Genomic DNA, 12656 nt, shown 5'->3' on the forward strand with positions numbered 1-12656 from the left:
AGAAAAGACCGATTTGCCTCGGTCCTGCCGAGCATGCACCGCGACACAGTGAATCATTCCCCGGACACCCCTGCGCCTGCGGGGAGAGGTCGGATCGCATCGCAGATGCGATCCGGGTGAGGGGGTACAGGTCTATCCGCGGCCGATACTCGCAGATGCAGCCCCTCACCCCGACCCTCTCCCCGCAAGAGCGGGGCGAGGGAGAAGTGGCGCCGCTTCCTACGCCTCGATCCCCCGCTGCATCAAAATCCGCTCGGCGCTGTCGTTCCAGACGTCCATCTTGACGATCTGCCCGCCCCGCACCACGAAGCGATCGACATAACGGTTGCCTTCGAACGGCGTGCCGTCGGTCCATTCGCCGTAGAGCGTGCCGACGCTATAGACGACGGTCTCGTCCGTGCCGGGGCAGACATCGAAGCGGTCCATCTTCTTCTTCACCCAGCGATAGCGCTTCGCGTTGAAGCCGGTCGGCCCGCGCGGATGGTCGAATTTGCGCCCGCCGGTGAAGGTGATCACCGTGCCCGGCTTCATATAGGCCGCAGCCGCATCCGGATCGGGGATCATCGACGCCGTCAAATAGGCCTCGACGATCTCGGCATCGGACATCGGGCGGGCATCGGCTTTGGCGGGTGCGGACATGGCGGGTCTCCGGGGATAATCAGGACTCTACAATCTGGTCATCAAAGTGTATGCATATTTTTTAGACAATCGTACCATAAAACTGCACACAATCTGGTGCTGCCGGATCCTGGCCGTTCCGCTAGGCTCAGACCACCCTGATGTTTCCCTCGCCGATGATCGCGAAACCTGCCTTCGACCTCGTCTTCCGCAATGCCGTGACGCGCAGCTCTGCCGCCGCGGTCGATATCGGCATCGCCGGCGGCAGGATCGCCGCGATCGCGCCGCGCCTCGTGTGCGAGGCGGTCGAAGTCGACCTCAACGGCCGGCTGGCGTTGCCCGGCTTCGTCGACACCCATATCCATCTCGACAAGGCCTGCCTGCTCGGCCGCTGCGGCCACGATCACGCCAGCCTCGGCGAGGCGATCCGCGCGGTATCGGCGATGAAGCGCGACTTCACGATCGAGGATGTCCATGCGCGCGGCTCAAAAGTGATCGAGCGCGCAATCACGGCGGGCACCACGCGGATGCGGACGCATGTCGAGATCGACCCGAGGATCGGGCTGCGCGGCTTCGAGGCGGTCAAGGCCTTGAAACGCGACTATGCCTGGGCGCTCGACCTCTCGCTCTGCGCCTTTCCGCAAGAGGGCCTGACCAACGATCCCGGCGCCGACGAGCTCTTGGTCGCGGCGCTCAACGACGGTGCCGAGGCGGTCGGCGGCTGCCCCTATGTCGACAGCGATCCGAACGCGCATATCGCGCGCATCTTCGACCTCGCGCAGGAGTTCGACGTCGATGTCGACCTGCATCTCGATTTCGACCTCGATCCCTCCTGGTGGCACATGGAGGAGGTCTGCCGGCAGACCGAGCGGCGCAACTATCATGGGCGCGTCGCGATCGGGCACGCCACCAAACTCTCCGCGCTGCCGCCTGATCGGTTGAAGAAAGCCGGCGCTCGGCTCGCCGAGGCCGGTGTCGCGGTCACCGTGCTGCCGGCGACCGATCTCTATCTGATGGGCCGCGACGCCACCCACAACGCGCCGCGTGGGCTGACCGCCGCGCACCGGCTCGTCGCCGATGGCGTGCTGTGCTCGGTCGCGACCAACAATGTGCAAAATCCCTTCACGCCGTTCGGCGATGCTTCGCTGCTGCGGATGGCCAATCTCTACGCCAATGCGGCGCATGCCGGGATCGGCGAGTTCGACGCCTGCCTCGATCTCGTCACCGATCTGCCGGCGCGGCTGATGAACCTGAAGGATTACGGCATTGCGGTCGGCAACCCCGCCGACATCGTCGTGCTCGATACCGACAGCGGAACCAACGCCATCGCCGAACTGCCCGACGTGCTGATGGGCTTCAAGCGCGGCCGCAAGACCTTCGAACGGCAGCGGCCGACGCTGTTCCGGCCTGACACCGAGATGTTTGTCCCGTCATCCTGAGGCGCGAGCTCTTGCGAGCCTCGAAGGATGCACGGCCCCGTGAGATCCACACGGAGAGAGCCGGCCCGTCGACCCTTCGAGACGCGCGCAAGAGCGCGCTCCTCAGGGTGACGGTGAACGAAGAGGCGAGTGCCGCCTTGCCAATACGCATTGTCGCCTTGCCCTGGCGCGAATTGACGCGTCCGCCGATCCGTTGTTGGTATCCCGCCAACAGCAACAAACAACCGGGCAGGAAACCATGAGCAAATCCACCACAATCAAAAGCGTCGAGACGCTCGCCTGCGATGCCGGCTGGCGGAATTATCACTTCGTCAAGGTGACGACGACGGACGGGCTGGTCGGCTGGAGCGAATATGACGAGGGCTTCGGCGCGCCCGGCGTGACGGCGGCGATCGAGCGGCTGTCGGCGCGGGTGGTCGGCAAGAACGCGTTCGAGCACGAGCGGATCCATGTCGAGCTGTTCGCCGCGACGCGCCCTGCCGCCGGCGGCGTGGTGGCGCTGGCGCTCGGGGCGATCGAGAACGCGCTGCTCGACGTCAAGGCCAAGGCGCTCGGCGTGCCCTGCTACGACCTGCTCGGCGGCAAGATCCGCGACCGCGTGCGGGTCTACTGGTCGCATTGCGCGACCTGGCGCATCAATCATCCCGACTGGTACAAGCCGGCGATCACTGATCTCGACGGCGTCAAGGCGATCGGGGCCGAAGTGCGCGAGAAGAAATTCACGGCGATGAAGACCAACATCTTCGTCTATACCGACGGCAAGCCGCAAGGCTGGCGCCCCGGCTTCGGCTCGCCGTTCCAGCCCGAGATCAATATCGACCGCACCGTGCTGCGCAATCTCTGCATGCACCTGGAGGCGATCCGCGACGGCGCGGGGCCGGATGTCGATCTCCTGCTCGACCTCAACTTCAACGCCAAGACCGAGGGCTATCTCAAGATCCTGCGCGCGATCGAGAAGATGGACATGTTCTGGGTCGAGATCGACACCTTCAACCCGCAGGCGCTCGGCTACATCCGCCGCCAGAGCCCGCACCCGATCTCGTCCTGCGAGACGCTGCTCGGCCTGCGCGAATTCCTGCCCTATTTCACCGAGCAGGCGATGGATGTCGCGATCATCGACACGCCATGGAACGGGGTCTGGCAGTCGATGAAGATCGCCGCCGCCGCCGAGCATTTCGAGGTCAACGTCGCGCCGCATAATTTCTACGGCCACCTCTGCACCATGATGAACGCGCATTTCTGCGCCGCGGTGCCGAACCTGCGCATCATGGAGACGGACATCGATCGCCTGGCCTGGGACCACGAGCTGTTCACCCACGTGCCTGAATTCGTCGACGGCCATCTGGTGATCCCGGATCGCCCGGGCTGGGGCACCGAGCCGAACGAGGAAGGCCTGCGCGCGCACCCGCCGAAGAACAAGGGCGGGCTGCTGAATTATGGATTGAAGAAGTAGGCGTTTGTTGCGCCGGCCCACACCCCATCGTCGTCCCGGCGAAGGCCGGGACCCATAACCACCGCTGCCTGGTGTGTAAGGGATTATCGCCCCAGCAGAGCAAAAACAATGCGCAGTTGGGGTAATGGGTCCCGGCCCCCCGTGCGCAATTGCGCACTAGGCCGGGACGACGCATGACCCAACTCAACGGCCCTCAATTATCCTCGCGCACCGCCGTGAACGCGCTGTCGATCACGTCGCCGATCGGCTGCCAGGCATTGCCGTCGAACTGCACCAGCCGCATCTGCTTGATCGGGCGGAAGTCCTTCGGTCCGGTGTTGATCACGATCCCGGGCAGCGCGATCGGGCTCTGGTAATCCTTCAGCGACGCGGCCTGCCGCATGATGTTCTCGCGCGACAGATCGTCGCCGCACTGGCGCAGCACCTGCATCAGCGTATCGGCGGCGGCGTAGCCGAACACGGCGTAGATGTCGTCCTTGTCGCCGTCGGGATAATACTTGTCCATGAAGGCGAGCCACGCCTTGATCTGCGGATCGTCCTTCCAGGAGGCATCGCCGGCATCCTTGAGGAACGAGGTCGAGATCACGCCGAGCGAATTCTGCAGGCCTGCCGGCCGCAAGGCGCTGGCGATCGAGGCCGACGCATTGTCGAGGATGAACACCGGATGCCAGTCGAGGTCCGCGGCGACGCGGATCGCGCGCGCCGCGATCGCCGGCGCGCCGTCGAACACCAGGATGTCGGCGCCGGAGTTCTTCAAAATTCCGATCTGGTTCTGGATCGCGGTCTCCGATGCATCGAAGGCGAGATCGGCGACGATCATGCCGGCGGTGTCGCCGAGCCCCTCCTGCAATCCCTTGAACAGGTCGCGGCCGAACTGGTCGTTCTGCCAGAGCACCGCGATCTTGCGCGAGGGATAGGCGGCCTGGATGTAATTGGCGTAGATCCGCCCCTCGGCGCGGAAGGTCGGCTGCCAGCCCATGGTCCAGGGAAAGGTCGCAGGATGCGCCCACGCCTCGTCGCCGGAAGCGACGAACAGCTGCGGGACCTTGTTCTCGTTGAGGTACTTCCGGACCGCGAGGTTGCTCGGCGTGCCGAACGAGCCGAACATCAACAGCACATCCTGCTTCTCGACGAGATCGCGGGTCTGCTCCATCGCGATCTTCGGATTGGAGCTGTCATCGACCGAGACGAACCTGACCTTGCGGCCGTTGATGCCGCCATGCTCGTTGACCATGTCGAAATAGGCCGCCTCCGCCCGCCCGATGGTCGCGAACGCGGCGAGCGGCCCGGTATAGGGCATGACGTTGCCGATGCGGATCTCGTTGCCGGCCGCCGCCGTCTGCGCCTGCTGCGCGCGCAACGGCGCCGCCGCGAGGACAGCTGCGAGGACGAGGGATATCGAAAGCGCAGTTTGTCTTTTTGTTTGCATCAACATCGCCACAAACGCGCCGGCACCAGGCCGGCGCTCCTCCCGAGCGAGCGGAGTTTATCGCCAAGCCAACGCCGGAAAAATGAAATGTTGATGGCGGAGGCAGGCCTTCTTTCACCTCCCCCGCAAGCGCAGGGCAATCGCATATGGCAGCGAAAAGCTTGGCGGCGCTATTTCCACATCGTCTTGGCCGGGCTTGTCCCGGCCATCCACGTCTTTTTCGCGCGGAAACCAAGACGTGGATGCCCGGCACAAGGCCGGGCATGACGAGTCTGTGGAGGGATCGAGCGCACATGCGATATCCCTGCCCGCAAGCGGGAGAGGGAGTGCAGTTCCGACTTGACGATCAGCGCAATATTATATCGAGCCAGCCCAGCGGGTTGACCGCGACGCGGTCGCCGCTGTCGACCAGGACGGTCGTGGTTTCGGCCTCAATGATCGCGGGACCGGCCAGCGCTTGGCCCGGCCCGAGATCGTCGAGCGCGTAGACCGGCACCTCGCGCCAGGCACCGAACCAGGCCTGCCGCTTGCCGCGCGGCGCGCAGGGCGCAGCCGAGCTGGCCTTTCCGGCATCACTGCTGCCGCGCGCCACCTTGCCGACGGCGGCAACTCGGGCGTTGACGAACACCACCTCCTGCCCGCGCGAGGCATAGGTGTAGAGCTCCTCGTGGCGGCGATGGAAGCGTTCCTCGATCTGTGCCACCAGGTCGGCGGCGCCGAGATCGAGCTCGCCGAGCGGCACGTCGATCTCGAACACCTGCTCGCCGTAGCGCATCTCGGCCGAGCGCTCGATGCCGATATCGCCCTTGAACCAGTCGCGCAGCCGCCCCGCCGCCTGCTCTTCCAGCCCGGCGAACAAGGCGCGAACCTCGTCGGCGGAAATCGGGCCGGTGCCGTAATGGGTGCGGCTGACCTCGTAGCGCAGATCGCTGGTCAGCATGCCCCAGGCCGAAAGCACAGAGGCGACCGTCGGCACGATGATGCGCTTGATCTCGAGCTCGCGCGCGACCTCGGCGGCGTGCATGCCGGCGGCGCCGCCGAAGCTGAGCAGCGCGAATTTGCGCGGATCGACGCCGCGGCGCAAGGTCATCAGGCGGATGCCGTCGGCCATCTTCAGATTGATCATCTTGTAGATGCCGGCGGCGGCCTCGATCCGCGACAGCTCGAGCGCTGCGGCGATCCGGTCCACCGCGGCTTCCGACGCCGCACGGTCGAGCGGCCGCGCGCCGCCCATGAAGGCGGCGGCGTCGAGATAACCGAGCACGACATTGGCATCGGTGACGGTGGCAGCCGTGCCGCCATTGCCGTAGCAGGCCGGGCCCGGCACCGAGCCCGCGCTCTCCGGCCCGACCCGCAGCGTGCGGCCGCCGTCGACGCTCGCGATCGAGCCGCCGCCGGCGGCGATGCTGGCGATGTCGAGGCTGCGCAGCGCGATGCGCTGGCCGGCGAGCATGCCATCCGCCGACAGCGAGGCCTGGCCATCTGCGATCAGCGAGATGTCGGTCGAGGTGCCGCCCATGTCGAACGGCACGAGATCGGGAATCCGCAAGAGATCCGCGCAGCGGCGGCTGCCGGAAATGCCGCCGGCCGGCCCCGATAGCACCGTGCCCGCGGCGAGCCGCGAGGCTTCCTCCACCGGCGCCATGCCGCCATGCGACAGCACGACGAACAGCGAGCCCTTGAAGCCCGCCTCATGCAGGCTACGCTCCAGATTGGTGAGATAGCGTCGCACCGTCGGCGCGACATAAGCGTTCACGATTGTGGTCGAGACACGCTCATATTCCTTGATCTGCGGCAGTACGTCGCTCGAGCGCGACACGCTGACGTCGGGCAGCTCCTTCGCCAGCTGCTCGACGGCGGCAAGCTCATGCGCCGGGTTGAGATAGGCATGCAGAAAGCAGACCGCGACGGAATTCGCACCCGAACGTTTCACGTCCGCGATGACGTCGCCGAGCGCGGCGGCATCGAGCGCAACCGCGGCGCTGCCGTCGGCCTTCAGCCGCTCGCGCACGCCGAAGCGACGCTCGCGCGGCACCAGCGGCTCCGGCGGCGGCATGCGCAGATCGTAGCGATCCGGCTTCAGCCCTTCGCGCATCTCGACGACATCGCGGTGGCCTTCGGTGGTCAGCAGCGCAACTTTGGCGCCCTTGCGCTCGAGCAGCGCATTGGTCGCGACCGTCGTGCCGTGCACCAGGCGATCGGTCGCGGCGAGCATCGCTGCGCGCGTCACGCCGAGGCGGCGCGCCAGCTCTTCCAGTCCCGCCATCACGCCGATCGACTGATCGGCCGGCGTGGACGGCGATTTCGCGAACACGGTGCGCCCGCTTTGATCCGTCGCAACCAGGTCGGTGTAAGTGCCGCCGACGTCGACCCCAATCGTATACATCGCTGCCCTACACCGCTTCCGAAACCAAACCTTGCGCAAGATCGCGCGCCCGCGCTTTCGCCGAGCGCTTCTCGGGTGGACCCCAGCCGCCGCCGCCGGAGGACCGGATCTCGAGGCAGTCGCCGGGGCGCAGCTCGATGCCGACTTCCTTCGTCTTCAACACGCGCGGCGCGCGGCCTTCCGAGAGCAGCCGGTAATGATGCGGCTCGCCGTCCTTGCCGCCGAGCATGCCGCAGGGACCATGGCGCGCGCCGTCACCGGCGGTGTTGCCCTTGGCCGGCTTCTGCGTCTCCAGCACCATGTCGAGCGCGACGCCAAGCCCGCCGCGATGCTGGCCGTCGCCGCCGGAGTCCGGCCGGAATTCGTGCTGGCGGAAATGCAGGGGAAAGCGCACCTCGGCCACCTCGATGCTGCCGAATTTGAGACCGCCGACCGAGTGCCATTCGCCGATCGACGAATAACCGTCGCCGCCCGGCGAGGCGCCGCCGCCGGGCCGAGCCTGGAACATGTGCCAGATGAAATTGCGTCCGTTGCGCGGGTCCTCGCCCTGGATCGCGATGCGGAAGCGGCGCCCCCACCCGCCCATGACGCGATCTGGACAGGACGCCGACATCGCCTTGATGATGGCTTCAACGATCTCGTTGGAGGGATGGCTGGTGCACAAGGTGACGGGACGGCCGGGATCGGCCCAGACAATCGTGCCCTGCTTCGCCACCACCTTCAGCGGCCGCAGCGCGCCGGTGTTCTTCGGAATGTCGGCGTCGATCAGATAGGCAAAGGCCATCGCGACCGCTGCCTGCATGTTGGCGTGTGACGAATTGACGAAACTGGTCGACTGCGGATCGGAGCCGGTGAGATCGACCTCGATGTCGCTGCCCTTCTTGGTCACCTTGGCGGCGATCTTGATGTCGGTGCGGCCGTGGCCGTCATCGTCGAGCAGAGCTTCGCCGTAGAACACGCCGTCCTTCCAGGCGGACACCACGGCGCGGGTCTGCTGCTCGGTCGCATCGAGAATGGCCTCGATCGCGGCTTCGACCGTATCCGCGCCGAACTCGCTGAACAGTTTTGCGACACGGCGCTCGCCGAGATGCGCAGCGCCCAGCATCGCCGCGAGGTCGCCGCGGAATTCCCTGGGGTTGCGGATGTTCAAAGCCAGCAGGTCGAGCAGATCCTCGCGCGGCTTGCCGGCCTCGTAGAGCTTGATCGGCGGAATGCGGATGCCTTCCTGATAGATCTCGGTGGCGGCTGGATTGTAGGCGCCGTGGGTGGCGCCGCCGATATCGCTCTGATGCGCGCGCACGATGGTCCAGAGCAGCCGCTTGCCACCGTCGAACACCGGCACGAAGGCAGTGAGATCGGGCAGATGGCTGCCGCCCTGGTAGGGATCGTTGAGCAGGATGACGTCGCCGGGCGCGACATCCTTGAAGCGCTCCTCGACCGCCAGCGTCGCCCAGGGCAAGGCGCCGACATGAACCGGAATGTGGTCGGCCTGCGCGATCAGCCGCCCGTTGGTGTCGCAGATCGCCAGCGAGAAATCGCGGCTGGAATTGAGGATCTGCGAATACGAGGTGCGAAGCATGGCTTCGCCCATCTCCTTCACGATCGACGACAGGCGGTGCTGGACGACGGAGCGGGTGATCGGATCGATCTTGGCGGACATCTTGGCCTTCTTGGCGCGAGGATTTGCGCAGGGAGGATGGTGGAACCGGTCGATCGAAACCGGAATTCCTTCTTATAGCCAGTGGCTTGCGGATCGCAAATCGGCTGGCCCGGCCGAAACGGATCATTCCGGCGATCAGCAAGTCGTGATCGACAAGAATCTGCCTGACGACGGAATAGAACTCACGCTGCTGCGTCCCACCCATGCAAGCCGGCCCAAGCCCGTAACCGCTCGGGCCTCCCCGACAACTCCCAGGGTGAACGCAAATGCTTCCTCGATTCCTTAAGTCCGGCCTCGCGCCGCTCGCCGGCGCAGCCCTGCTTGCTTTTGCAGCTGCGGCGGCTGCTTTCGCGCATGACGACCATCATCCGGTCCAGACCGGGCAGACGGCCGAAGAGAGCGCCTTCCTTGCTGAAAACGATACCGCGATGACCAAGATGATGAATGACATGGCGGCCAAGCCGAGCGGCGACATCGACCGCGACTTCGTCGCGATGATGCAGCCGCATCATCAGGGCGCGATCGACATGGCCGTAATCGAGCTCCGCTACGGCAAGAACGAGCAGCTGCGCCGGATCGCGCAGGAAATCATCGTCGAGCAGCAGCAGGAGATCGACGCCATGAAGCTCGCGATCGGAGATCCGGTTACGGCGTCCGCGCCCGCCCCAACACAGCAGACCCCGGCGCCTGCCGCTCACGATCATATGAACATGTCCCACGGAATGAAGAACTAGGAGCCTCAAACGATGAACCGTCAAATCCTCAAGAGCCTGCTGGCCACGACCGTGCTGGCGATGTCGAACTCCGCTTTCGCCGGACAGGCGCCGGGCGCTGCGTCCGCGCCCGACATTCCGGTCAGCCATCACGATCGCGTCTACGCCGCCGAGCAGTTCTCCAACACGGTGTCGGTCACCGACCCGGCCGACAACAAGCTGCTCGGCGTGATCCGGCTCGGCGACCCGCAGCCGGGCAATTTCAGCCCGCTCTACAAGGGCCAGGTGCTGGTCCACGGCATGGGCTATTCGCCCGACCACCGCACCCTCGCGGTGGTCTCGATCGGTTCGAACTCGGTGAGCTTCATCGACACGGCAACCAACGCGGTCAAGCACGTCACCTATATCGGGCGGTCACCGCACGAGGCGTTCTTCACGCCCGACGGCAAGGAAGTATGGGTCACCGTGCGCGGCGAGAATTACATCTCGGTCATCGACGCGCAGAGCTTCAAGGAAACGACGCGCATCGAGGTGCCCGCGGGACCCGGCATGCAGATCTTCTCGCCCGACGGCAAGTACGGCTACATCTGTTCGTCGTTCAATCCGGAAACCGACGTGGTCTCGGTGGCAGACCATCAGATCGTCGCGAAGGTGAAGCAGGAAAGCCCGTTCTGCCCGAACATCGCGGCCTCGCCCGATGGCGACCAGGTCTGGTTCACGCTGAAGGATGTCGGCAGGACGCAGGTGTTCAACGCCAAGCCGCCGTTCAACCTGATCAAGACCATCGACAGCGGCCCGATCACCAACCACGTCAATTTCGCCAGGACCTCAAAGGGGACCTTCGCCTATGTGACCATCGGCGGCACCAACGAGGTCAAGGTGTTCCGAACCGACGATTTCTCGCAAGTCGCGACCATTCCCGTCGGCAATCTGCCGCACGGCGTCTGGCCGTCCGGCGACGGCACGCGGGTCTATGTCGGTCTCGAAAATGCCGACGCGCTGGCCGCGATCGACACCGCGACCAACAAGGTGATCGCCAACATCCCGATCGGCCAGGCGCCGCAGGCGATCGTCTATGTGCCGAACGCCGCGCCAAATCCGGAAGATCGCCAGAACCTGCAGGCCCTCGGCGTCGCCGGCCGGGCCGCTCACCTCGCGCTCGCACCGAAAAAGCAAGCCAAGGACGAGAAGCCGCCGACCAGCGTATCGCTGTTCGATCAAGGCCTGATCCAGGTGCTGCAGGCTTCCGTGACCGGGCTCGAGCCGAAGCAGCGCTACGTGCTGGGATTGGCCGAACACGCTGACGGTGGCGGCATGGCGGAGCCGCTGGCAGCCTTCATGACCAATCCGGCCGGCTCCGCGATCGTCAACGCGGCCGGTCCGATCCGGCAGATCGTGCAGAGCGCGGCCAGGGCGGAGCGACGCTACCTCGTCATCGTAGCCGGCGAGCCGGCGAAACTCGGCGCGGTCGTCCAGGTCCAAGCGCCATGAGCGACATGCTGCACCTGGTCGAACCGCTGATACCCGCCTTGCGGCGGTATGCGCGGGCCCTGGTCCGCGATCACGCCGCGGCCGACGACCTGGTGCAGGATTGCCTGGAACGCGCCGTCATCCACTGGGAGCAGCGGCGGTCGGACAATCCGCGCCCGTGGCTGTTCGCGATCCTGCATAATCTCGCCATCAACCAGTTTCGCCGCGCAACGGTGCGCGGCGTTCATGTCGCGATCGACGAAACCAACGAGGATGCATTCGGCCAGGAAGCGGCGCAGGAGCACAAGGTAATGTATCGCGATGTCATGGCGAAGCTCGCCAGGCTTCCGCATGACCAGCGTGCGGTGCTGCTGCTCGTCGGCGTTGAGGATTTGTCCTACGCCGATGCCGCGAAGGTGCTTGGGGTGCCCATTGGCACGGTAATGTCACGCCTCGCGCGCGCCCGCGAGCGGCTGCATCACGAACTGGAGGGGACTCCCGGCGACCGGGATCATAATGTCGTGCAATTGCGGAACAAGACATGAGCAACCGACCCATTACAGAAGACGATCTGCACGCCTATGTCGATCGCGCGCTCGAGCCGGAACGCGAGGCCGAGGTCCGTGCCTATCTGGACAAGCATCCGGACGTGGCCAAGCGCATCGCCGCCTACTCCGATGAGCGTAACCTCTTGCGATCGGCGCTGCTGCCGATCGCCGAGGAGCCGCTGCCGCCGCGGCTCAACCTCGCCAGGATGATCGAGAGCCCGCGCCGCCGCCCCTCGTCGTTGCGCTGGGCCATCGCAGCGATGCTGATGCTCTCGATCGGCGGCCTCGGTGGATGGATGATCCGCGGCGTAACGCTTGCGCCGGCCGGCGGGCTCGCAGCGCTTGCCGAGGAGGCCAGCGATTCCTACAAGGTGTACGCCTCCGACCACACAAGGCCGGTGGAGCTGCGTGACAGCACGGAACTTGCAGCGTGGGTTTCCAGCCGATTGCGCCAGCCGGTCAAGCTGCCTGATCTGAGCAAGTCCGGATACCGTTTCATGGGCGGACGCGTGGTGCCGACTGCGCACGGTCCTGCGGCCATGTTCATGTACGACGACGATCGCGGCGAGCGGCTTGTGGTTCTCACCCGCCCGATGACGTCAGACCAGAACGCGCCGATGGCCGCGCATTCGGGTGGCGACGTCGCGGGCTTCTCGTGGGCCGACGGCGGTACGGGCTACTCCCTGGTGGGGCCGCGCTGGGGCGATTCCCTGCGGCCGCTTGCCAACGAGATTCGCAAGCAGGCGCAGACGATCTGATCGGAACGGCGCGCTAAAGCATGATCCGGAAAAGTGCGAAGCGGTTTTCCGAAAAGATCATGCTCAAACAAAGAGCCAAGGCGCGATGACGATTCAACCCAATCTCATCGCGCTTTAGTCTTACTGAGTCAGAAAGCCGCGATCTGGAGGGTTGAGAATCGCATATTAAGGGAGATTCAACG

Annotated in this window: 10 protein-coding genes; 6 read left to right on the top strand and 4 right to left on the bottom strand. The window is 65.4% G+C overall.

The annotated features are described in order from the left end of the window. Positions 1 to 219: 219 nt before the first annotated feature. Positions 220 to 639 carry a hypothetical protein gene (locus Q2M23_RS42270; protein ID WP_076824328.1) on the bottom strand — a complete coding sequence of 140 codons (420 nt, stop codon included), beginning with the start codon at positions 637 to 639 and terminating at the stop codon, positions 220 to 222. 155 nt (positions 640 to 794) lie between these two features. Here Q2M23_RS42270 and Q2M23_RS42275 point away from each other — a divergent pair, with 155 nt between their 5' ends. Both Q2M23_RS42275 and Q2M23_RS42280 read left to right on the top strand, forming a co-directional pair. Beyond that, positions 795 to 2057 carry an amidohydrolase family protein gene (locus Q2M23_RS42275; protein ID WP_316399308.1) on the top strand — a complete coding sequence of 421 codons (1263 nt, stop codon included), beginning with the start codon at positions 795 to 797 and terminating at the stop codon, positions 2055 to 2057. A gap of 238 nt (positions 2058 to 2295) precedes the next feature. Further along, the gene (locus tag Q2M23_RS42280; RefSeq protein ID WP_316399301.1) at positions 2296 to 3510 is read left to right on the top strand and encodes a mandelate racemase/muconate lactonizing enzyme family protein; all 1215 of its coding nucleotides are present in this window, start codon (positions 2296 to 2298) and stop codon (positions 3508 to 3510) included. Between the two features lie 193 nt (positions 3511 to 3703). On the opposite strand, the gene Q2M23_RS42285 is transcribed toward Q2M23_RS42280, so the two are convergent. The 3 genes from Q2M23_RS42285 to Q2M23_RS42295 all read right to left on the bottom strand — a co-directional run bounded on the left by Q2M23_RS42285 (position 3704) and on the right by Q2M23_RS42295 (position 8985). After that, positions 3704 to 4939 (bottom strand): ABC transporter substrate-binding protein, encoded by a 1236-nt coding sequence (locus Q2M23_RS42285; RefSeq protein ID WP_253602988.1) that lies wholly within the window; start codon positions 4937 to 4939, stop codon positions 3704 to 3706. A gap of 346 nt (positions 4940 to 5285) precedes the next feature. Then, positions 5286 to 7325, bottom strand: a complete 2040-nt coding sequence (locus Q2M23_RS42290) for a hydantoinase/oxoprolinase family protein (protein WP_316399302.1) — start codon at positions 7323 to 7325, stop codon at positions 5286 to 5288. A gap of 7 nt (positions 7326 to 7332) precedes the next feature. Next, entirely contained in the window at positions 7333 to 8985 is a 1653-nt protein-coding gene (locus Q2M23_RS42295; RefSeq protein ID WP_316399303.1) for a hydantoinase B/oxoprolinase family protein, read from the bottom strand. Between the two features lie 266 nt (positions 8986 to 9251). Here Q2M23_RS42295 and Q2M23_RS42300 point away from each other — a divergent pair, with 266 nt between their 5' ends. The 4 genes from Q2M23_RS42300 to Q2M23_RS42315 are packed head-to-tail and all read left to right on the top strand — an operon-like array spanning position 9252 to position 12474. Next, positions 9252 to 9719: a DUF305 domain-containing protein gene (locus Q2M23_RS42300; protein ID WP_057015145.1), complete on the top strand. Its 468-nt coding sequence runs from the start codon at positions 9252 to 9254 to the stop codon at positions 9717 to 9719. Between the two features lie 12 nt (positions 9720 to 9731). Continuing rightward, the gene (locus Q2M23_RS42305; RefSeq protein ID WP_316399305.1) at positions 9732 to 11189 is read left to right on the top strand and encodes a YncE family protein; all 1458 of its coding nucleotides are present in this window, start codon (positions 9732 to 9734) and stop codon (positions 11187 to 11189) included. After that, positions 11186 to 11713, top strand: a complete 528-nt coding sequence (locus Q2M23_RS42310; RefSeq protein ID WP_316399306.1) for an RNA polymerase sigma factor — start codon at positions 11186 to 11188, stop codon at positions 11711 to 11713. Before Q2M23_RS42305 ends, Q2M23_RS42310 begins: the two co-directional genes overlap by 4 nt. Next, positions 11710 to 12474 carry an anti-sigma factor gene (locus tag Q2M23_RS42315; protein ID WP_316399307.1) on the top strand — a complete coding sequence of 255 codons (765 nt, stop codon included), beginning with the start codon at positions 11710 to 11712 and terminating at the stop codon, positions 12472 to 12474. Before Q2M23_RS42310 ends, Q2M23_RS42315 begins: the two co-directional genes overlap by 4 nt. Positions 12475 to 12656 lie beyond the last annotated feature (182 nt).

It is taken from the genome of Bradyrhizobium sp. 33ap4 (assembly GCF_032654765.1).
Classification (GTDB): Bacteria; Pseudomonadota; Alphaproteobacteria; order Rhizobiales; family Xanthobacteraceae; genus Bradyrhizobium; species Bradyrhizobium australafricanum.